17 protein-coding genes and 1 pseudogene are annotated in these 20,934 nt (G+C 73.8%); 11 read left to right on the top strand and 7 right to left on the bottom strand.

All coding sequences use genetic code 11. The annotated features are described in order from the left end of the window. Window positions 1-145: 145 nt before the first annotated feature. Window positions 146-1,105, bottom strand: coding sequence for an NAD(P)/FAD-dependent oxidoreductase (locus B207_RS0110910; RefSeq protein ID WP_018636570.1), 960 nt, complete (start codon window positions 1,103-1,105; stop codon window positions 146-148). Window positions 1,106-1,486: 381 nt separating this feature from the next. Between B207_RS0110910 and B207_RS0110900 the strand changes: the two genes are divergently transcribed. Together B207_RS0110900 and B207_RS0110895 are read left to right on the top strand one after the other, a co-directional pair. Continuing rightward, entirely contained in the window at window positions 1,487-2,488 is a 1,002-nt protein-coding gene (locus tag B207_RS0110900; protein WP_195905279.1) for a DUF5926 family protein, read from the top strand. A gap of 37 nt (window positions 2,489-2,525) precedes the next feature. After that, a complete protein-coding gene (locus tag B207_RS0110895) occupies window positions 2,526-3,701 on the top strand; it encodes a geranylgeranyl reductase family protein (RefSeq protein WP_035740506.1) in 1,176 nt (391 codons plus the stop codon). Between the two features lie 10 nt (window positions 3,702-3,711). Here B207_RS0110895 and B207_RS0110890 read toward each other — a convergent pair whose 3' ends face one another. From B207_RS0110890 to B207_RS0110875, 4 genes are all read right to left on the bottom strand, one after another. Further along, complete coding sequence (locus B207_RS0110890) at window positions 3,712-5,664, bottom strand: nucleotide-binding protein (RefSeq protein WP_018636566.1); 1,953 nt, start codon at window positions 5,662-5,664, stop codon at window positions 3,712-3,714. A 187-nt stretch (window positions 5,665-5,851) separates the two neighbouring features. Further along, complete coding sequence (gene larB / locus B207_RS0110885) at window positions 5,852-6,649, bottom strand: nickel pincer cofactor biosynthesis protein LarB (protein WP_018636565.1); 798 nt, start codon at window positions 6,647-6,649, stop codon at window positions 5,852-5,854. A gap of 53 nt (window positions 6,650-6,702) precedes the next feature. Next, window positions 6,703-7,659, bottom strand: coding sequence for a phosphotransferase (locus tag B207_RS0110880; protein ID WP_018636564.1), 957 nt, complete (start codon window positions 7,657-7,659; stop codon window positions 6,703-6,705). Window positions 7,660-7,679: 20 nt separating this feature from the next. Further along, a complete protein-coding gene (locus B207_RS0110875) occupies window positions 7,680-8,924 on the bottom strand; it encodes a hypothetical protein (protein ID WP_018636563.1) in 1,245 nt (414 codons plus the stop codon). A 638-nt stretch (window positions 8,925-9,562) separates the two neighbouring features. Here B207_RS0110875 and B207_RS0110870 point away from each other — a divergent pair. The 8 genes from B207_RS0110870 (at window position 9,563) to B207_RS0110835 (ending at window position 17,815) form a co-directional block, all read left to right on the top strand. Further along, a complete protein-coding gene (locus tag B207_RS0110870; RefSeq protein ID WP_018636562.1) occupies window positions 9,563-10,432 on the top strand; it encodes a GNAT family N-acetyltransferase in 870 nt (289 codons plus the stop codon). After that, window positions 10,429-11,322: a dihydropteroate synthase gene (folP, locus tag B207_RS0110865; RefSeq protein WP_018636561.1), complete on the top strand. Its 894-nt coding sequence runs from the start codon at window positions 10,429-10,431 to the stop codon at window positions 11,320-11,322. The genes B207_RS0110870 and folP overlap by 4 nt, the downstream gene beginning before the upstream one ends. A gap of 5 nt (window positions 11,323-11,327) precedes the next feature. After that, window positions 11,328-11,714, top strand: coding sequence for a dihydroneopterin aldolase (gene folB, locus B207_RS0110860; protein WP_035740505.1), 387 nt, complete (start codon window positions 11,328-11,330; stop codon window positions 11,712-11,714). Further along, window positions 11,711-12,247 (top strand): 2-amino-4-hydroxy-6-hydroxymethyldihydropteridine diphosphokinase, encoded by a 537-nt coding sequence (gene folK / locus B207_RS0110855; protein WP_018636559.1) that lies wholly within the window; start codon window positions 11,711-11,713, stop codon window positions 12,245-12,247. Before folB ends, folK begins: the two co-directional genes overlap by 4 nt. Beyond that, the gene (locus tag B207_RS0110850) at window positions 12,244-12,681 is read left to right on the top strand and encodes a DUF3180 domain-containing protein (protein WP_026310926.1); all 438 of its coding nucleotides are present in this window, start codon (window positions 12,244-12,246) and stop codon (window positions 12,679-12,681) included. The genes folK and B207_RS0110850 overlap by 4 nt, the downstream gene beginning before the upstream one ends. A gap of 76 nt (window positions 12,682-12,757) precedes the next feature. After that, window positions 12,758-13,495, top strand: coding sequence for a hypothetical protein (locus B207_RS39680; RefSeq protein ID WP_154675273.1), 738 nt, complete (start codon window positions 12,758-12,760; stop codon window positions 13,493-13,495). Between the two features lie 80 nt (window positions 13,496-13,575). Continuing rightward, the gene (locus B207_RS0110840) at window positions 13,576-16,092 is read left to right on the top strand and encodes a helicase C-terminal domain-containing protein (protein WP_018636556.1); all 2,517 of its coding nucleotides are present in this window, start codon (window positions 13,576-13,578) and stop codon (window positions 16,090-16,092) included. 85 nt (window positions 16,093-16,177) lie between these two features. Continuing rightward, window positions 16,178-17,815 carry a DNA repair helicase XPB gene (locus B207_RS0110835; RefSeq protein ID WP_018636555.1) on the top strand — a complete coding sequence of 546 codons (1,638 nt, stop codon included), beginning with the start codon at window positions 16,178-16,180 and terminating at the stop codon, window positions 17,813-17,815. Window positions 17,816-17,825: 10 nt separating this feature from the next. Here the strand turns inward: B207_RS0110835 and B207_RS0110830 are convergent, their stop codons facing one another. Both B207_RS0110830 and groL read right to left on the bottom strand, forming a co-directional pair. Next, window positions 17,826-18,419, bottom strand: a complete 594-nt coding sequence (locus tag B207_RS0110830) for a Uma2 family endonuclease (protein ID WP_018636554.1) — start codon at window positions 18,417-18,419, stop codon at window positions 17,826-17,828. A 327-nt stretch (window positions 18,420-18,746) separates the two neighbouring features. Next, window positions 18,747-20,369 carry a chaperonin GroEL gene (groL, locus tag B207_RS0110825; protein WP_018636553.1) on the bottom strand — a complete coding sequence of 541 codons (1,623 nt, stop codon included), beginning with the start codon at window positions 20,367-20,369 and terminating at the stop codon, window positions 18,747-18,749. Between the two features lie 375 nt (window positions 20,370-20,744). Here groL and B207_RS33460 point away from each other — a divergent pair. After that, window positions 20,745-20,934 (top strand): annotated as a pseudogene (locus B207_RS33460) (hypothetical protein); the annotation flags it as partial.

Here is a 20,934-nt window from a genome sequence, read left to right as displayed (position 1 = left end):
GTAGCTTCTCCAGTGGACGGCAGCCGCCCGGTGGTGGTCCATTGTGATATCGGTGTCGATCTGGCGGGTATGTCGACCTGATGGGTACAGGGCGCTGTCCGGCCGGGCGCGTGGGATCGCGCGGGAACGCGCGGAACGCGCGTGGTCAGGCCAGCGCGCTGACGATGGCCCGGGCGAGATCGGTGCCCGATCGCCATGCCGTCTCGACCCGCGGCCTGCCCCAGCTGTCTCCGGCCAGGCCCACCCGGGCCTGGCCGAAGAAGAACGTCTCCTCCCGCGGTAAGGCAGGGCGGGCGAAGGTCCAGCGCTGGACATAGGTCCAGTCCGGTTCGGTGGGGATGGCGAGCAGGCGGCGCAGGGCACTGGTGAGCGCCGCCGCCGCGGCGGGCGGGTCGGCGAGCCGGCCGGCCGCGAAGTCGCTGGTGGAGTGGGCCACCAGCACCGGGGCGTTGTCCCCGCGCCGGCGCCCGTCGTCGGCGACCCATGCGATGGTCGGGTCCTCGTGCACGAAGGCGCCGTCGATCGGCGACCACCCCCGGGTACCCCAGCCGGCGAGGAGGGCGAGCACCGGCATCCACTCCCGTCCGAGCAGCACCGCCCGCTCGGCGCCGAGCTCGGGGGCCAGGTGCCGCAGCGCCTGCGGATCGGGCATCGCCAGGACCGCGGCGTCCACCGCCTCCCCGTCGACCACCGGGCCGGGTCGCACCATGCGGATGGGCGCTGACTGCGTCACCGGAACACCGCCGCGGCTCGCCAGGTCGACCACCAGCGAGCGGATCCCGCGGGGCGCCGCGTAACGCAGCGGCCCGGGCGACGCCGGGCCGATCGTCGCCGACGGACCGTCGACCACCGGGAACCGGGACGTCCACGGGCGGACGAGGCCGCGAGCCAGCCAGTCCTCGACGACCTCGAGGAACTCGGGGTCGCGGGCGGTGAAGTAGGAGGCCCCGGAATCGACGATCCGGCCGTCGATCCACCGCGACGCCATCCGCCCACCGACCACCCGGCCGCGGTCGCGGACCTCGACGTCGATCCCGCGGACCCGCAGCTCCCGCGCGCACGCGATGCCTGAGATCCCTCCACCTGCGACGACGACCTTTGCCACGGGCAAACCGTTCTGTGCTGTCCGGCGACGAGCCGACTGCCGACCCGCCCGAGCCCGGAAACCATCCCGCCATCGTGCGCGCCCCGGCGGCCACTGGGCGTCGCGGAACGGCCCCGGGTCCCGATCGAAGGGAAAACTCCCAGGTGGGGAAGGGTTATCACTGCGCGTACCGCCGACGGCCCGGCGGGGCGGCGCATGTCGAACGCGGAGCCGCGGGCCGATGGCCTAGCCTTGCCTTCCTACAGATCCGCCCCGCGGCGCCCCGCGTCCCGCGGGCCCGACCGCGGAGGCCCACCGATCGCTCGCCGTACGACGCCCAGCCGTCACGAAACCAGCTCCGACGCCAGGTCCGGCACCAGGTCCGGCACCAGCCCCGGCCCGGTGCCGTCCGCCGGGCCCCGGCAGCCCTGCCCGTGTGGCTCCGGCCGGCGGTACAAGGCGTGCCATGGGGAGCGCCGCCGCCCCGCCCCGGTCCTGCGGCCCTTCGCCGGTCGGGTGGACGAACCCGACCTGGTGGCGTTGCGCGAGTTCGTCCCCAGCGCGACCGCACCGCTGACCCTGTCGGCGGCCCACCTGGCCGACAATCCCGATCACGCCGACCGGAGGATCATTCTCGGCACCCTGCTGCCGCAGGCCGCGGCCGCGGTCGTCCGTGACGACGGCGAGATCCTGCTCGCCATGCAGACCCTGGTGAGTGGCCTCGACCCCGCGGCCGACCTGGCCGGCGCGCTGCTCGCGGCCCTCGACGCGAAGCCCGGATCGGTGGTGGACGGCCCGCCGGCCTCCGCTCCCGCCGCGGTGGAACGCCTCTCCGGCGGGCTGGCGGCGCTGCCCCGCCTCCCCGACCTGCTCGACCCGGCCCCGCTGGAGATCACCGTCCACCCGGGTTTCGCCTGGTGGGTGCCGTCGTCCAACGGCGTCGAGCCCAGCGCGGAGGTGACCGCGAGCCTGGACCGGGCGAACGCCACCGTGGTCCCGACCGCGCGGCTGGAGTCCGTGCCGGCCGCCTACTGGTGCAGCCCCGGTGACCGGGTCCACCTGCGCTGGGCGCTGCCGCTGGGCCCCGCTGTCCCGGCTGTCCCGGACGTCTCGGACGTCTCGGACGTCTCGGAAGAGGCTGTCCTCGACGCGTTGGCGCGGGTGTCCGCCGCCGGCCAACTCGCTGTCGGTGACGGCTCCCGCTTCGTCGGGTCCTTCCGTGCGGACGGCCTCGTGGTACCGGTGTGGGATCTGGAGCCCGGCGCGGACGCCGACTCCTGTGAGAAGCCGGCTGCCCAGCTCTGGGCGGTGCTGCGGGAAGCTTTCGCCGACCCGCGCGCGCTCACTTCCCAGGAACGGCGAGTACGCGCCGGCGTCGTCGGGCGCACGCTTACGCTCCGTTAGGTTCGACGTGTCCCCCGAGATCCGTGCCCGTCCGATCGTGGCCTCCGAGGGCCACCAGCCCGGCCCGGACACCGAGGACTACGACGTGGTCGTCCTCGGTGCCGGGCCGGCGGGCGCGGCCGCCGCGCGCTCGGCGGCCGAAGCCGGCGCCAGCGTCTGCGTGCTGGAGCGGATGGACGTCCCCCGGTACAAGACCTGCGGCGGCGGCCTGGTCGGCCTGTCGATGGAGCACGCCCGGATCGATCTTGCCCCGCTCGTCCGGTCCCGGGTCGACGCGCTCACCATGACGCTGGACGGCCGTCGCACGGTGACCCGCCGGCGCCACGACGGTCAGCCACTGCTGTCGATGGTCATGCGCTCCGAGCTGGATGCCGCGCTGCTCGGCGCGGCGAAGGCCGCCGGCGCCCAGATCCGCACCATGGCCCATGTCACCGGCCTGCGCGAGGACGCGCGGGCGGTGACAGTTCTCGTTCGATCCGCTCCGGCGGTGCGGGCCCGGGTCGTGGTCGGCGCCGACGGCACGTCGGGCCGGGCCGGCAGCTATGTCGGCGTCCACTGCGACCAGGTCGACCTTGGGCTCGAAGGCGAGTTCGAGGTGCCGGCCGCGATGGCCGACACCTGGGCCGGGCGGATGCTGCTCGACTGGGGGCCGCTGCCCGGCTCCTACGGCTGGGTGTTCCCGAAGGGGCAGGTGCTCACCGTGGGCGTCATCGGGTCCCGTACCGAAGGCCCGGCGCTGCGGGTTTACTACCGGTCGCTTGTCGAGCGGCTGGGGCTCGCGGCCATGCCCCGGCTGCACGACTCCGGGCATCTGACCCGGGTGCGCGCCGACGGTTCGCCGTTGCGGCGCGGCCAGGTCCTGGTCGCCGGCGATGCCGCCGGGCTGCTCGACCCCTGGACCAGGGAGGGCATCTCCTTCGCGCTGCGCTCCGGCCGGCTCGCCGGCACCGCCGCCGCCGCGGCCGCGGCCGGCGACCGCACCGCCATCGACCGCTATCCCGGGCTGGTCCTGGACGTCTTCGGCACGGAGATCGCCGCCAGCCGGACGGTGCTGGCGGCCTTCGCCCGTCGCCCGGCGCTCATGCACGCCATGATGGCGGCCTTCCCCGGCACCTTCGGCCTGTTCAGCCGGATCGTCGACGGCCGCTCCACGGTGGCCCGGCAGTTGCGCCGCCCCGGCGTCGCCGCCGCCGTCGCCGCCCTCTCGCGGTGAGCCGCGGGCCCTACTGGAAGCGCTCGGCCACCGCTCCCGCGATCTCCTCGTAGGCCCGGCGGGTCTCCCGGCGCAGCTCGTCGAGCATGATCGGGCCGCCGGCGGCGAGATGAGGATCGAACGGCACCCGGACGACCTGGCGGGTCCGCGCCGCGAAATGGTCCTCCAGCGCGTCGACGTCCACCGCCTCACCGTGCTGCGGGAACATCGTCATCACGGTGACGGCCTCGCTGACGTGCGGGCGGTAGCCGTGCGCGTCCAGCCAGTCGAGCGTGCCGCTGGCGCTGGCCCCGCCGTCCGCGCTCGCACTGCTGACGATCACCAGTGTGTCGGCGAGGTCGAGAACGCCGCGCATCGCGCTGTGCACCATGCCCGTCCCGCAGTCGGTCAGCAGGATCGAGTAGTGCCGCTGCAGGATGTCGTCGACGGCCCGGTAGTCATCGTCGGTGAAGGCATCCGAGATCTCCGGGTCGCTCGCGGAGGCCAGCACCTCCAGCCGCGACTCGGCCTGCGACAGGTAGCGCCGGACGTCCACATAGCGGTGCAGCTGGTCGGCGGCCTCGAGCAGGTCCCGGACGGTGTGCCGGGTGGTGCTCTCCACCCGGGCCCCCAGGGTGCCCCGGTCCGGGTTCGCGTCGATCGCGACGACCCGGTCGCCGCGCAGGCTGGCCAGCGTCGACCCGAGCGAGACCGTGGTCGTGGTCTTTCCGACGCCACCCTTGAGGGACAGGACCGCGATGCGGTGGCAGTCGTCCAGCGGGGTGCGGATCCGGTTCAGCAGGCGCCGGTACCGGGCCTCGTCCGGGGACGGGCCGGGGTTCAGCGCCCCGGCGGACACCTGGTAGACCAGCCGTCGCCAGCCGCGGGAGGCGGTGTCCGGCATCGGGGGCAGCAGCGCCCCGGTGGACAGCCCGGCCGCGTGCCGCGGGTCATACGGGTCATACGGGTCATACGGGTCGTAGGGGTTGGCGTACGGATCGGCGTACGGATGCTCCGGCTGCTCCTCGAAGGGCGTGAACGACCGCTCACGGCCCGGCTCCTGCTTCCAGGGCTGGTCTTCCGGCTCCCAGCCGGGGCCCTCGCTCTGCTCGCGTTCCGGCCCCCGCCCCCGTTCCCGCTCGTAGCCGGCGGGCTCGGCCGGCGGAACGCCCTCCGGAACGCCCTCCGGGACGTCGGCCGGTGGGTCGCGGAGCCAGGACGCGACCCGGCCGGAGCGGTACGGGCCGGTCGCCGAGCCCGGCGGCGGTAGCGGTGGTGGTGGCGGTGCCGGGTACAGCGTCGACGGCCGGTACTCACCGGTCGCCGGCCCCGCGGCCGGCGGCAGGCCGTGGTCGAGCAGCGGATCGAATGTCCGGGTCGGAACACCGTCGATCATCCGGTTCGGTCGGGGCGCCTGCGGCGCGGGAGGATCCACGTCACCCGCGCCTGGCCGGATCGACGGCCAGGTGTCACCCCCCGACTCGGACGGCGGCGGCACCGGCGGCTGGAACACGGGTGGCTGGGACACGGGTGGCCAGGACACCGGCGGCGGCGCGGGCCAGGCCGGCGGGAGCGGTGCCGCGGGAGACACGGGGGCCGCTGGGGCTGCGGGAGGTGCGGGGGAATCGCTGACCGGCCAGTGCGCGAGCCATGAGGCCGCGGCCGGGTCGGCCACGGGAGGCGCCGGTGCCGGTGCCGGTGGCGGCGGTGGCGGTGGCGGTGGAGTGATCCGGTTCGGCCGGCTGTCGAAGGTGCCTGGCCCCCCGACGTCGATCCCCCCGACGTCGATACCTCCCACGTCGATGCCGCCGACGTCGACACCGCCGACGTCGATCGCGTCCGCTGGCGCGTCGGAGAACCAGCCCTGGTGGCCGGCGGCCGGCTCGTCCGGCCGCACGGCCTCGTGCGAACCGGTCACCTCGACGGACATGCCGCCGAACGGCGACGGGCGGCCCCCGCCACCGATATCGTCAGTCCTGCTCATGATCGCGTTCTCATGATCCTGCCTGAGATGAACGACCGCCGTGTGGCGACGTCACACCGTCGACCCTGCCCCGGCACGATGTCCAGCCCCGCTCCTCCGTTCGGGCGGTCGGTGATGGGCCCCATCCAGGATGACACGACTCGATGGACCTCGGCACGGCACGGGGCGTCACCAGGGCACGAGAGGACTACGCCCGGCGGGCCACCCGGGCGGCGAACAGCCCCGCGCCGAAGCCGTTGTCGATGTTGCACACCGCTATGCCCGGAGCACACGAGGTGAGCATGCCGAGGAGCGCGGCGAGCCCACCGAAGCTCGCCCCGTACCCGACGCTGGTCGGCACCGCCACCAGCGGCGTTCCGACCAGGCCGCCGATCACGCTCGGCAGGGCACCTTCCATCCCGGCCACGACGACCAGGCAGTCCGCGCGGTCGAGGACCGGCCGGGCCGCCAGCACCCGGTGCAGCCCGGCGACGCCGACGTCCCGGACGATCTCCACCCCGGCACCCGCGGCCGCGGCGGTCATCGCCGCCTCCTCGGCGACGTGGGCGTCCGAGGTACCGGCGGCGACCACCGCGACCAGGCCGCGTGGCTCGGGCGGCTCGCCGACCACAACCGTCGCCGGACGCCCGCCCGCGCCCGCGTCGGCACTGGAACTCACCCAGGCGTCAGGCCAGCGTGCCCGCAGCGCAGCCACCATGGCACCGTCCGCCCGGGTGACCATGGTGGGCCGCGCCTCGTCCGAGGCACGACGCAGGGCGTCCACGATGCCGACGGTCTCCGCCGCGGTCTTGCCCGCTCCGAAGACCACCTCCGGATCACCGGTGCGGATGCCCCGGTGCGTGTCGACCCGCGCGTACCCGAGATCACGGAAGCCCGAGCCGTCGGCTCCCAGCGGGCCGGCGGCCAGCTCGGCGGCGGCGGCCTCCGGGGTGACCTCACCGTCGGACACGGCGTGCAGCAGGGTCCGCAGACGTTCGGGGTCCATACCGCCGATGTTGCCATCGCCGATGCCCTCGCCGATGCCGGCACCGGTGTCGGTCAGTGGTAGGGGGCCCAGACCGTCCGGTCGGCGGCCCCGGCGCGCAGGCTCCGGAGGCGGACCGCGAACTGCGCCGCGGCGCTCGGACTGCTGGCGAGGACGGGCGCCACGCTCGTCACGAGCTTCAGCTCGCGGACCGCACGCAGCACTGGGAAACCGTCCCAGGCCGTGACGTCGAAGCCGTAGGCGCGGGCGAGTTCCTCCTGCGGCTGTGGCGACCGGCCGAAGCGCACGGCTCCGAGCGCGACCGGCACCAGATCCCATTCGGCCGGACCCAGGCAGGTCGCGTCGAAATCACAGATCACGACCCTGCTCGGAGCGGTGTGGATCAGATTTCCCAGATGCGCGTCCCCGTGGATGACGGCCTGCGGCAGCACGTACCGGACGCTCCCGAGCGCGTCGGAGACCCGCAGAGTCAGGCTCTCCAGGAAGGCACGGTCCGCGGCCGGCAGGCCCTCGGCGTCCGAGAGGCGCCGCCGGACGTCGTCGAGCGGATCCCAGGCGGGCAGCGGTGGCTCGGGTGGCGCGAGCGCATGCAGGCGCAGCAGGACGTCCGCCAGACTGCGGGCCGGATGCGCCGCCGGCCGGGTGACGGCCGCGGGCGGAGCGGCGTCCCGCCAGACCGTGGCGTGCCAGCCGTCGACCACGACAGGTGCGGGCACGCCGGGGAGGAGACGCACCGCGGGCATCCCGTGCTCGGCCAGCCACCGCGCCACCTGGACGACCTTCGCCACCCGGTGGTTCATCGCGGTGGAACTGGCGATGCGTACGACTGCCCCCTCGCGAGGCAGCCTGTACACCGCGTTGACGGTCAGCTTGATCGGTTCGGCGTCCCGATCGTCAAGGCCGATGCTGGCGCAGAGCCGGGTGAGCGCCTGCCGGGAGCGCGCGGCGGTGAAACGGCCGGCGGGTCCGGGAGCGGGGCCGGGGCCGGCAGCCGCGGGTTCGGTGGCCATGATGATCGGTCACGGGCGGCTTAGAGATCCAGCGGCGGCGGGGGGACGGCGGTTCCCGGGCCGGGCCGTTGGCGCGACGCCGAGCGTTGCCACTCCCGGACCAGTGCCGCCAGCTCCCGGACTCCCCGCACCTCGCTGTGCGGGGAGGTGGCGACCAGCAACTGGTCCGCCCGGCTGGAGACCGAGGCGACCGTGCGGCCCCAGGAGATACCGATCGCGTCGGTCGCGAGCTCGCAGACCCGGTCCAGCTCGAGCCGGCCCTGGCGCGCCATCGCGAGTGCCAGGTCGAACCGGATGACGGAGCGGAAGCCCGGCGCGTCCATCCCGTCGAGCTGCGGCATGGCCAGGTCGGCATGCTCCTCGGCAGCGCGGGGACGGCCGAGCAGGCACAGCGCCGTCGTCGCGTTGTAGGAGACCTCGACCGGGTGGAACGTGTCGAAGCTCGGCCCGGGACGGCCCCACTGGTCCACCGGGATGGCATCCGCCAGGTCGTAGGCCTGGTCCAGGCTGCCCGCCGCGCCGCGCAGATCACCCATCGCGGCGAGCGCCCTCGCCTCCTGGCAGACCAGCCTGGCCCGGACGGGCCCGCTGCCGACATGGCGCATCCCGTCCCGGGCGAGCCGCAGCGCCTCGCCGGGCCGCCCGACGTAGAACTCGTTGACCGCGCCGACCTCGCGCGCCGAGCCGCACAGTGGGCCGTCGCCGGCCTCGACGCCGGCCAGGTAGCCCTCGGCGGCGAGATCGCGGGCGGAGCCGACGTCGCCCTGTTTGAAGGCCGCGTCGGCGCCGAGCACCGCGACGCGGCCGGCGAGCACGAGCAGTTGCTGCGACTCCACGGTGCCCATCGAGCGGCGCCCGAGCCGCTCCAGGCCGCGCCGCAGCCGGGCCGTCCTGGCCCGCACGTGGGCGGGCGGCACGACCTCGTGTGTGTTCATGAGCTCGCCCAGCGCCTCGTCCGCGCGCTCGAGGGCCAGCTGTACCGGGCTGGCCGCGAGCACGTCAGCCACCTCCATGATCGGGCCCTGGGCGAGCAGCGCGCTGACGACGGCCGCACCCGCGGACAGCTGGAACCGCCGACGATCGGCGCCGTTCGGTTCCGCGGCACCGGCACCGGCTGCCCAGGTGAGGTCGTCCGGGGCCTGGCGCTCCGGGGGCTGGGCGGGATAGTCCTCGGGCCGGTCGTCCGGGGGAGTGCGGGCCGGGGGAATGAAGATCTCGTCGAAACCCGGCACGGCCAGCGGCGGGGGTCCGTCCGACTGCGGCATGCCCTGATCCTTCCTGTGTGTCACGAGGCGCGTTCGTGACCTTGCGCTTTCACGCTAGTGGCGGGAAAGCGCCGTGGCCGGCGGGCCGCTGGACGGCCACCGGACGGACCACGGTGATCGCAAGTTGCCTCGGCCCCCCGTGCGTATGCCGATGCTCGTGCGAATGGCACGTGCGGACGGCGGATGCGGTTGTCGGGTGCACCAGCCGATGCTACGAGGCGTGGATGTCGGACAGTGACGGGCTTGCGTCACAGCAATGTGGCCCGTCGGTGGTTGTGTCATTGGTGTTCTGGTTATGGGATTTTGGTTGGCGGCGGAACGGTGAAGGATCTTCCAGTGAGATCCCTACCCACTGGATCTTCTTTATCGCCTGAGGCATATGTAACGTTTATCTTCGTTTAGGGGGTGCTGCTGACCGGCCGGTCGCTGCCGCTGCCGGACGGTCGACGGCAGCGGTGAGCTCCCGATTCCGAGTGTGGGTGGGTTGCATGGATGTCGATCGTCCCCGGACGGATCGGCGGTTCACGACGGTGACGGCGGTGACGACGGCGGGCCGGGCACATCCGCGCGGCCGGGAGAGGCGATCGGTAGCCTCAGTTCCGTGGTCGATGTGTCCGCGAGTTGTTCGCGGAGCTTCCGTGGTCGCTGATCCGGCGCGCCTCGCCGGAGAAGACGCGCTGGTGGCACCCCGGCGGGAGCTGCCCGCGGGCGAGGTGGCGCTGGCCTGCCGGCTGGAGGAACTCGCGCATCGAGCCTGGCCGCCCCTTCGGGAGGAGGCCCATGCGGGCTGGGTGCTTCGGGAGTCGGCGGGCTCCTCGCGCCGAGGGAACTCGGTGTGGGCCCGGGGCGACGTCCCGGACCTCGCCGATGGCCTTCGCGTGGTCCGATCCTTCTACGAGGCCGTGGGTCTGCCGCCGACCTTCCAGGTCACCCCGGTCGCCCGTCCCGCCGGCCTGCTGGACGCCCTCGACGCCGCCGGGTACGACGACGCCGGGCCCACGGATGTCTGTGTCGCACCCCTGGCAGGCCTGCTCGTGGCCCGTCCAGGGGACGGGCAGGTCGAGGTGACCCACGCCGACCTGCCCGACGAGCGCTGGCTCGCCGTCGCCGGGCGGGTTCTCACCACCTTCGCCGCGCAGCGCGCCGGTTCACTCGCCGTGCTCCGGGCGATGACGCTGCCCCAGCGCTACGTCACCCTTCACGTCGACGGCGTTCCAGCCGGCGTCGGCCGCGGCGTCCTCGACGGTGGCTGGCTGGGCATCTACAGCATGGCCACGCTGCCCGGCGCGCGTGGCCGCGGCGCGGCGGGCCGCGTACTCGCCGAACTCGCCCGGTGGGCGGGCGCCGGTGGGGCCAACCATGCCTACCTGCAGGTCGAGCGGGACAGCATCGCCGCCCGGGCGCTCTACACCCGCCGTGGTTTCCGGCCGGTCTACGGCTACAGCTACCGCAGGCTGCCCGCACCGGCGCCAGTCGGCCCGGCGGGGAACGGGGCCGCCCGCTCATGAGCGCATCCCCCGCGGATCTGTTCGCGACCGACGCCCCGACCAGGATCATGGGTGTCGTCAACGTAACCCCCGACTCCTTCTCGGACGGCGGCGCCTACCCCGACCCGGCCGACGCCGTCCGGGCCGGTCAGCTGATGATCGACCAGGGGGCCGACATCGTGGACGTCGGCGGTGAGTCGACGCGCCCCGGAGCGCCCAGGGTGTTCGCCAGCGAGGAACTGCGCCGGGTGCTGCCCGTCGTCGCCAAGCTGGCCTCCTCGGGCGTGCCGATCAGCATCGACACGAGCCGCGCGTCGGTCGCCGCGGCCGCGGTCGACTCCGGTGCTCTGCTGGTCAACGACGTCTCCTGCGGGACGAACGCCGACCTGCTGCGCATCGTCGCCGAGCGGGGCGTCCACTACGTCCTGATGCACTCGCGCGGCTCCAGCGCGGACATGGGCGCCCTGGCGGTCTATGACGATGTGGTCACCGAGGTGGTGAGCGAGCTGTCCGCCCGGCTCGAGGTGGTCCTGGCCGCCGGCGTGCCGGAGGACAAGGTGATCATCGACCCGGGTATCGGGTTCGCCAAGACCGCGGCGCACAACTGGGCCCTGCTCGCGAACCTGGACGCACTCGCCGCCCTCGGCCGTCCGTTGCTCGTCGGCACCTCCCGCAAGTCGTTCCTCGGCTCGGTGCTGAGCGGCCCCGGTGAACCGCCCCGGCCGCCGGACGACCGGGATGCCGCCACCCAGGCCACGACCGTGCTGCTGGCCTCGGCCGGAGTGTGGGCGGTGCGGGTGCACGCGGTACGCCCAGCGGTGGACGCCGTCCGGGTGCACCGGGCGTGGCACGCGGCCGGCCCCGCCCGCCCCGCCCGTCCGGTGGCCTGTCGGGTCGGGCCGGCCCGGTGACGGCGGTGACCGGGGCCGGGCGCGACCGGGTCACGCTGACCGGGCTGCGGGTGCACGGGCGGCACGGCGTGCTGCCCGCGGAACGCGAGCTCGGTCAGTTCTTCGTCGTCGACGCCACCCTCTGGCTGGACACGGGCCCCGCCGCGGCGACCGACGACCTCACGCTGACCGTGCACTACGGCGAGCTCGCCCAGGCCCTGGCGGATGTCGTGGCCGGCGAGCCCGTCGACCTGATCGAGACCCTCGCGCACCGGCTGGTCCGGGTCTGCCTGGCGGACCCCCGGGTCGACACGGCCGAGGTGACCGTGCACAAGCCGGCAGCACCCGTGCCGCTTCCCTTCGCCGACATCGCGGTGACCGTCGCGCGCTCCCGCCACGACCTCGCCGGATGAGCCCGGCGGGCGGCGGCCACGCCGTGGTGGCGATCGGCTCCAACATCGGGGACCGGCTCGCGTTCCTGCGCGGCGCGGTAGCCCAGCTCGACGCCACGCTCGGCGTGCACGCCACCTCACCCGTCTACGAGACCGACCCGGTCGGCGGGCCCGACCAGGACGACTACCTCAACGCCGTCGTTCTGGTCGGTGCCGCCGAACCGGCGTCGCTGCTGGCGGCGGCGCGGGCCGCGGAGGAGGCGGCCGCGCGGGTGCGCACCGTCCGGTGGGGCCCACGGACCCTCGACGTGGACATCATCGCCTGCGGCGACACCCGCAGCGACGACCCCGACATCCTGCTGCCGCACCCGCGCGCCCACGAGCGGCTGTTCGTCTGCGTGCCCTGGCTGGACGTCGAGCCGCAGGCCTCGCTGGTCGGGCACGGCCCGGTGGCGGACCTGGTGGCGCGGCTGCTCGCGGTGCCGGGCACCGCCGCCCCGCGGCGGACCTCCCTCGACCTGCCGGCCGGGAACACGCCGGGACCGCGGCGGTGAGACCCACCCACGTGCGTGACCTTCTCTCGGTCGCCGTCGTGGTCGGCGCGCTGGTCTACCTGTTGCTGTGGTGGAGGTACCAGTCGCTGCCGCAGGTGCCCCCGACGACGTCCCTGTCCGTCCTGCTGGTGGGGCTGATCGAGCTGCAGGTGGCATCGCTGACGAGGCGACGCCTCGCCGGCCGGCCCGGGACCCGCCCGATCCTGCCGCTGACCGTCGCCCGACTGGCCGCGCTCGCGAAGGCGACGTCCGTGGTCGGCGCGGCGCTGGCCGGCGGCTGGACCGCCCTGCTCGCCTACACGGCCCCCCGCACCGACGAGTTCGGGACCGCCGGCGGCGACGCCCTGGCCGCCGGCCTCGGCCTCGGGGCCACGGCCGTGCTGATCGCCGGCGGGTTGGCCCTGGAACGGGTGTGCCGGATCCGTAACCGCTGACGGTCCACCACAACGCCTGTTGTCGAACCGGCCACGCTACCCTGGGATCCGGTTGTCCGGCACGAAAGGGACGGGTGTGGTCACTCACGGCCAGGACACGTTCTCCGGCCCTGACGACGGCCGGTCCGGTTCGCCTGCCCGCCCGGCGCCTGCCCGCCCGGCGCCTGCCCGCCCGGCGCCCGGCCGCCCGGTGGTCGTCGGGCGGCCCCGCCAGGCCGGAGCGCGCCTGGTGTCCTTCGCCGACCTGCGTGGTCAGCCGGCGCGTCAGCCGCAGTCACGGCCGACCTGGACGACGCGTCAGCCGCCGCCGGGGCCCCGGCCCGGCCCGGCTCGTGGCCCGGCCCGCCGCGCGGGTTTCGACCCGGCGGACATGGCGACCGAGCCAGCTCCTGGTGCTCGCCGCCCCACCCCCACCCCCACCCCCGGCCCCGGCCGCGTGCCGACGCCCCCTCCCACCGCGCGGGCATCGGGGCTGGAGAGCGTGAGCACCACCGGCCACCAGGAGCCCGTCCCCGCCCGCCCGCCCGCGGCCCCGCGGCAGCCTCCGCGCCGTTTCGGCGAGGAGTGGGGCGAGATCGCCCGATCCCACCCCGCCCCCCAACCCGGCTCCGCGTCCCGGCCACGCCACCATCGGCGCCGGCCGCTGTCGACCGTCTGCAAGGCGCTCCTGGTCTGCACGATGCTCGTGGTGGGGGTCTCGGTGGGCCGTGCGCTGGCCCTGCCCGGCGATCAGGACATCCTGTCCCGGCTGGCGGGCTGGGCCCGCGACAACCACCTCTCGGTCGTGGTCGACACCGTCCAGGATCTGCGCTGACCGATCTGGACGGACCTGACCGGGCCTGCCCGGCCACGTCCCGCCTGACCGGGCCCGGCGGGGCGGCTACCGTCATCAGGATGTCCTCGTCCTCGCTGGCAGCCTGGCTGCGCGCGCTGCCGGACGACGCTCTGGCCCGGTTGTTCAGCCTCCGGCCGGACCTCGCCACCCCACCGCCGCCCGATTTCGACATCCTCGCGGCCCGGCTGGAGATCCGGGGGAGTGTCGCCCGAGCGCTGGAACGGCTGGACGCGTTCACCCTCGAGATCGTCCAGGCGCTCACCGTGCTGCCCAGCCCCGCGTCCTACCGTGAGCTGGGGGTGTTCTGCGGCGGTCTCGAGGTGCGCACAGCGGTCGACTCCCTGCGCGAGCGCGCCGTGATCTGGGGGCCCGACGAGGCGATCCGGCTGGTCGGTGTCGCCGTCGACCTGCTGGGGGACCGCCCGCTCGGCCTCGGCCGACCGGCACGGAAGTGCCTGGGGGTGTATCAGCTTTCCCAGCTCGCGCGGGTCGCCGCCGCCGTGGGTCTGCCCGCGGCCGTCTTCGCCGACACGTCGGTCGCCGCCGAGCAGGGCCGGCGCGAGGGCCTCATCGAGATGGTGTCCGCCGTGCTCGCCGAGCCCGCTCGGGCTGCTGCCCTGCTCGACGGGTGCTCGCCGCGGGCCCGGGAGGTCGCCGGACGTCTCGCGGGTGGTCCGGCACTCGGCGCGACGAACGACGCCGAGCGGCTCCTCGACGTGGCAGCGGCGCGCAGCCCGGTCGAGGAGCTGCTCGCCCGCGGGCTGCTGGTCGGGATCGACGCCGCCACCGTGGAACTGCCGCGGGAGGTGGGCCTGCTGCTGCGCGGTGACCGCCCGGCCGGCGAGCTGCATCCCGAGCCGCCCGAGGTCACCGGCCGCGAGGTGGGCGCGGGTGCTGCCGACCCGGCCGCCGCGCTGGCCGCCGAGGCGCTGGTGCGGGCGGTGACCACGCTGCTGACAGCCTGGGGGTCCGTGCCGGTCACGCCGCTGCGCACGGGTGGGCTCAGTGTGCGTGACCTGCGCGCCGGTGCCCGTCTGATGGATCTGCCGGAGCCGGCGGCGGCGCTGGTCATCGAGACGGCCGCCGCCGCCGGGCTGGTGGACGCCACCCCGGGCACCGAGGTGCAGTTCGTGCCCACCAACGCCTACGACCGCTGGTGCACCGAGTCGGTGGCCGAGCGGTGGGCCGTCCTCGCGGCGGGCTGGCTGCGCTCACCGTCGGCGTCCTGGCTGGTCGGGGGGCGGGACGAGCGGGGGCGTCAGCTCGCCGCGATGTCCTTCGACACCCGGCGCCCCGGTGTCCCGGAACTGCGAGCCGAGGTGCTGCGCGCGATCGCCGCCGCGCCGGACGGGGTCGCACCGACCGCCGACTCCGTCCGCGCGCGGCTCACCTGGCACACGCCCCGCCGCACCGGCGCGCTGCTCGACAGCATGATCGACGGGACGATGGCCGAGGCGGAGCTGCTCGGCTTCACCGGTCGCGGCGTGCCGAGCACGCCCGGGCGCCTGGCCGCCGACCGGGGCGCGGCCGGCGGTGGCGGCGGCGGTGGCGGTGGCGAGAGCCTGATCCGCCGGCTCGCGGACGCGATGGAACCGCTGCTGCCCGAACCCGTCGAGGAGCTGCTGATCCAGGCGGACCTGACCGCGGTCGCCCCCGGCCCGCTGGTGCCGCGGGTGGCCGGTGAGCTGGCCCGGATGGCCGACATCGAATCGGCCGGCGCGGCCACCGTCTACCGGTTCACCGAGGCCTCGCTGCGGCGCGCCCTGGACGCGGGCAGTGCGGCCGAGGACCTGCACGATCTTCTCCGCTCGCTGGCGCGCGGTGGCGTCCCGCAGACCCTGACGTACCTGATCGACGACACGGCCCGGCGGCACGGCCGGCTGCGGTCCGGGCCGGCCGCGTCCTACCTGCGCTGCGACGATCTGGCGCTGCTCACCGAGGTCGTCGCCTCCCGGCACACCCAGGCGCTGGCGATGCGCCGGGTGGCCCCGACGATCGCGATCTCCTCGTTGCCCGTCGCGGAGCTGCTGGAGGGGCTGCGCGCCGCCGGTTTCGCCCCCGTCGCCGAGGCTCCGGACGGGCGGATCGTGCTGCCCCGCCCCGAGGTGCACCGGACCCCCGCCCGACCGCGCATCCCCACCGGCGGCGCCGGTCCCAGCAGCGGCGCGGGCGGCCGCGGGAACCCCGAGCAGCTGCTGGACGTCGTCCGACTGGTCCGGCGGGGTGACGACATCGCCCGCGCCGCACGCGCGGCGCGGGAGTCCGCGGGCGAGGACCTCACCTCCGTCCGTTCCGCCCCACTCATCCTGGTCACCCTGCAGGGCGCGGTGCGCGACGGCCGGCGCGTCCTGCTCGGCTACGTCGACCAGCAGGGGACGCCCAGCGACCGGGTGGTGCGGCCGAGCCAGCTGGACGGCGGCTGGCTCACCGCCTGGGACGAGCGCAGCGCGGCCCCCCGCCGCTTCGCCCTGCACCGGATCACCCGGGTCGCGGAGATCCAGGGATCGTTCGAGTCGCCGCCGGTGCCCGAGGCCAGCGACTGGATCGTGCCCCCCACCGCGGACGAGCCCGCCTGAGCGGCGGGTCGAGCACCGGCCGCTGCCGGCTGTACCGTCGGATGCGTCGCGCAAGGGAACCAGAACTGCGGAAGGCGGTGGCGGCTTGCCGGACGGCCCCCTGATCGTCCAGTCGGACAAGACCCTGCTGCTGGAGGTCGATCACCCGCTCGCCAGCCAGGCCCGCGCGGCGATCGCACCCTTCGCCGAGCTGGAGCGGTCACCCGAGCACGTGCACACCTACCGGGTGACACCGCTCGCGCTGTGGAACGCGCGCGCCGCCGGCCACGACGCGGAGCAGGTCGTCGACGCCCTCGTCCGCTACTCGCGCTACGCCGTGCCCAACGCGCTGCTGGTCGACGTCGCCGACACCATGGACCGCTACGGCCGGCTGCGGCTGGAGCAGGACCCGGTGCACGGCCTCGTGCTGCGTGCCTTCGACCGCGCCGTCCTCACCGAGGTCACCCGGTCGAAGCGGGTCGCGCCGATGCTCGGCACCCGGCTCGACGACGACACGATCGCCGTCCACCCGTCCGAACGGGGCCGGCTCAAGCAGGCCCTGCTCAAGGTCGGCTGGCCCGCCGAGGACCTTGCCGGCTATGTCGACGGGGAGAAACACCCGATCGAGCTGCGCCAGGACGGCTGGGCCATGCGCGACTACCAGAAGGGCGCGGTCGCCGGCTTCTGGGAGGGCGGCTCCGGCGTCGTGGTGCTGCCCAGCGGAGCCGGCAAGACCGTCGTCGGCGCCGCGGCGATGGCCCGGGCCGGCGCCACCACGCTGATCCTGGTGACCAACACCGTCGCCGGCCGCCAGTGGCGCACCGAGCTGCTGCGCCGGACGTCCCTCACCGAGGACGAGATCGGCGAGTACTCCGGCGAACGCAAGGAGATCCGTCCGGTCACGATCGCGACCTACCAGGTGATGACGGCGCGCCGCAAGGGCGAGTACCTGCACCTGGAGCTGTTCGGCGCCCGCGACTGGGGCCTCATCGTCTACGACGAGGTGCACCTGCTGCCCGCGCCGGTGTTCCGGATGACGGCCGACATCCAGTCACGCCGGCGGCTCGGCCTCACCGCCACCCTCATCCGCGAGGACGGGCGGGAGGGCGACGTGTTCTCCCTGATCGGGCCGAAGCGCTACGACGCGCCGTGGCGGGAGATCGAGGCCCAGGGCTGGATCGCGCCCGCGGAGTGCACCGAGGTGCGGGTCACCCTCACCGACGACGAGCGGATGACCTACGCCGTCGCCGAACCCGAGGAGCGCTACCGGGTCTGCTCCACCGCCCACAGCAAGAGCACCGTGGTGCGCAGGCTCGTCGAGCGGCACGCGGACGACCGGGTCCTGGTCATCGGCGCCTACCTGGACCAGTTGGACGAGCTCGGGCGGCTGCTCGACGCGCCGGTCATCCAGGGATCCACGCGGAACAAGGAGCGCGAGCGCCTGTTCGAGGCCTTCCGCACCGGGGAGATCACGACGCTGGTGGTCTCGAAGGTGGCCAACGTGTCGATCGACCTGCCCGAGGCCGGGGTGGCGATCCAGGTCAGCGGCACCTTCGGCTCGCGGCAGGAGGAGGCGCAGCGTCTCGGCCGGGTGCTCCGCCCCAAGGCGGACGGCCGCTCCGCCCACTTCTACACCGTGGTCTCGCGGGACACCCTCGACCAGGAGTACGCGGCGCACCGCCAGCGTTTCCTCGCCGAGCAGGGCTACGCCTACACCATCGTCGACGCCGACGACCTGGCCTGACCCGGGTCGGTCAGTCCTCGGGCGGGTCGATGAGGGCGGCCGGCGTCACGGTCACCGGGAAGGGGCGGGTGACGGTCAGCTCCTCGTCGCCGCGCACCACGCCGGCCGGCACATAGCCGGAGCCGACCAGCTCGAACGCCTCGATGGTCGCGGCGTCCGGGTCCACCAGCCAGCAGACCGGGATCCGGAACTCGCGGTACAGGTCGAGCTTGAGCGTCCGGTCGTAGCGCCGGGTGCTGGTGTCGGCGACCTCGAGCACGGCGAACGGCGTCTCGGCGATCCGCCGCCGCTGCGGGTCGCCGACCGCGACCACAGCGACGTCCGGCACGACGAGGCAACGCGGGGACAGCTCCACCTGCAGCCCGGTGAACACCTGCGCGCCGGACGTCGCCGCCTCGCTGAGCAGGGCCCGCAGCCGGTCCGTCACCCGGGCGCGCAGCGGGGTCGGCCAGGGGCGGGCGACGCACAGCCCGTCGAGGATCTCGACCCGCGCGTTGCCGTGCGTCGTCGTGTGCAGATCATCGACGGTGACCGGCGGGGACGGCAGCGTGAGGGTCGGGCGGTGGGCCCGGAGCGGAGCGGGAGCTTGTACCACGTTGTTCATCGTGCTCCTTGCATCGTCCACTGTCTAAGGCAGAGGCGCTGACCCGCCAGCGCGAGGCGGGGAGTCCGCCGACGAGACGAAGTCTCTTGTCAGCATTATTACTGCCTGGTAACTTCACGTGCGTCGATCAGGGGTTTCGTGGCTGTCCCGTGGTCGATACGTGGGTCGCGACGGCTCCGTCCCGCAACCCGGCGCGCCCCGTGAACGGTCACCCGCCGCCGTGGCACCTCCCACCCGGCGGTCGGGTGACCGACCAGGAACGCGGAAGGGGCGGCCCCGGCCGAAGCCGGGACCGCCCCTTGCTCGCACAGAGCGGGGAAGCTGGACTCAGAAGTCCATCTCGCCGCCGCCACCCGGCATGGCCGGGGCCTTGTCCTTCTCCGGCTTGTCCGCGATGACGGCCTCGGTGGTGAGGAAGAGGCCGGCGATCGACGCGGCGTTCTGCAGCGCCGAGCGGGTGACCTTCGCCGGGTCGATGATCCCGGTGGCGACCATGTCGACGTACTCGCCGGTGGCCGCGTTCAGGCCGTGGCCGGTCGGAAGGTTGCGCACCTTCTCGACCACGACGCCGCCCTCGAGACCGCTGTTGAACGCGATCTGCTTGATCGGCGCCTCCAGCGCGATACGGACGATGTTCGCACCGGTCGCCTCGTCGCCGGACAGGTCCAGCTTCTCGAAGGCGCTGGTGGCGGCCTGCAGGAGAGCGACGCCGCCGCCGGCGACGATGCCCTCCTCGACGGCTGCCTTCGCGTTCGAGACGGCGTCCTCGATGCGGTGCTTCTTCTCCTTGAGCTCGACCTCGGTGGCCGCGCCGACCTTGATGACCGCGACGCCGCCGGCGAGCTTCGCCAGCCGCTCCTGCAGCTTCTCGCGGTCGTAGTCCGAGTCGGACTTCTCGATCTCGTTGCGGATCTGGCTGACCCGGCCCGCGATCTGGTCCGCGTCGCCGGCACCCTCGACGATGGTGGTCTCGTCCTTGGTGATGACGACCTTGCGGGCGCGGCCCAGCAGGTCGACGGTGGTGCCCTCGAGCTTGAGGCCGACGTCCTCGGAGATGACCTGGCCGCCGGTCAGCACGGCGATGTCGGTGAGCATGGCCTTGCGGCGGTCACCGAAGCCGGGGGCCTTCACCGCGGTGCTCTTGAAGGTGCCGCGGATCTTGTTCACGACCAGGGTCGCGAGGGCCTCGCCCTCGACGTCCTCGGAGATGATGGCCAGCGGCTTGCCGGCCTGCATGACCTTCTCCAGGATCGGGAGCAGGTCCTTGACCGCCGCGATCTTGCTGTTGGCGATGAGGATGTACGGGTCGTCGAGGACAGCTTCCATGCGGTCGGTGTCCGTGACGAAGTACGGCGAGATGTAGCCCTTGTCGAAGCGCATGCCCTCGGTGAGCTCAAGCTCCAGGCCGAAGGTGTTGCTCTCCTCGACGGTGATGACGCCTTCCTTGCCGACCTTGTCCATCGCCTCGGCGATCATGCTGCCGATGGCCGGGTCCCCGGCCGAGATGGAGGCGGTGGAGGCGATCTGCTCCTTGGTCTCCACGTCCTTGGCGACGCGGGAGAGCTCCTCGGAGACGCTCTCGACGGCGGCCTCGATGCCCTTCTTCAGGCCCATCGGGTTCGCGCCGGCGGCGACGTTGCGCAGGCCCTCGCGCACGAGCGCCTGGGCCAGGATCGTCGCGGTGGTGGTGCCGTCACCCGCGACGTCGTTGGTCTTCTTCGCTACTTCCTTGACGAGTTCCGCGCCGATCTTCTCGTACGGGTCCTCGAGCTCGATCTCCTTGGCGATGCTGACGCCGTCGTTGGTGATCGTGGGGACGCCCCACTTCTTCTCCAGGACAACGTTGCGACCCTTGGGGCCGAGCGTGACCTTGACAGCGTCGGCCAGCTGGTTCATGCCGCGCTCCAGGCCGCGCCGTGCCTCCTCGTCGAAGGCAATGATCTTCGGCATGGTGTCTGGGTCCTCCCAGGGGGATGGCAGTTCGATGGCCTGGCCACAACGACGCCCGCGACGGACGGCCCGACCTGGCTCCCCGCCTGAGCGGGAGGACGACCAGGAAGCCTCGTCGTTTCAGCCCTTGGCACTCCCATGTCGAGAGTGCCAGGTCTTGTTTAGCACTCGGCATGGGAGAGTGCAAGCTCGTGCCCCTGCATCGGACGGTGTGGCGCACGGGAGATCCGGCTGAACGCCACCCATCCGCGGACTGACGCCGCGCGATCGCTGCTCGGTCCGGTACCGCTGCTAGTCCTGTCTTCCGCACGTGCGTGCGGTGAGCCAGCTGCTTGGTCTCTTGTTCGGATCACGTCGGGGTGACCGCGATCGGTAGTGACAGGCCTGGGACTGTTCCTGGCTGTGACGGTCGTGATGGACTACGGGCCGCCGAGCGTCGAGAAGCCGCTCGGCGCGCTGCCCGTCGTGCGTGACTACCTGGCCCGCCTCGATCTGGCGGGCACGATCGACCGGCTCGCCCCGATGCGTGACAAGGTCAACCGGGCCACCCACGGCGACGTGATCG

This window comes from Parafrankia elaeagni (assembly GCF_000374165.1).
In the GTDB taxonomy this organism is placed as follows: domain Bacteria; phylum Actinomycetota; class Actinomycetes; order Frankiales; family Frankiaceae; genus Parafrankia; species Parafrankia elaeagni.
The sequence above is the reverse complement of the archived record's forward strand: the minus strand, read 5'-3'. Positions and strand labels throughout refer to the sequence as shown.

Bases quoted from the DNA above. Each gene is read 5' to 3' on its own strand.
- B207_RS0110890 (WP_018636566.1), bottom strand. From the start codon at position 5,664: ATGAGCAGGACTGACGATATCGGTGGCGGGGGCCGCCCGTCGCCGTTC.
- larB (WP_018636565.1), bottom strand. From the start codon at position 6,649: ATGGACCCCGAACGTCTGCGGACCCTGCTGCACGCCGTGTCCGACGGT.
- B207_RS0110840 (WP_018636556.1), top strand. From the start codon at position 13,576: ATGTCCTCGTCCTCGCTGGCAGCCTGGCTGCGCGCGCTGCCGGACGAC.
- groL (WP_018636553.1), bottom strand. From the start codon at position 20,369: ATGCCGAAGATCATTGCCTTCGACGAGGAGGCACGGCGCGGCCTGGAG.
- folK (WP_018636559.1), top strand. From the start codon at position 11,711: ATGAGCCCGGCGGGCGGCGGCCACGCCGTGGTGGCGATCGGCTCCAAC.
- B207_RS0110875 (WP_018636563.1), bottom strand. From the start codon at position 8,924: ATGCCGCAGTCGGACGGACCCCCGCCGCTGGCCGTGCCGGGTTTCGAC.
- B207_RS0110830 (WP_018636554.1), bottom strand. From the start codon at position 18,419: ATGAACAACGTGGTACAAGCTCCCGCTCCGCTCCGGGCCCACCGCCCG.
- B207_RS0110880 (WP_018636564.1), bottom strand. From the start codon at position 7,659: ATGGCCACCGAACCCGCGGCTGCCGGCCCCGGCCCCGCTCCCGGACCC.
- folP (WP_018636561.1), top strand. From the start codon at position 10,429: ATGAGCGCATCCCCCGCGGATCTGTTCGCGACCGACGCCCCGACCAGG.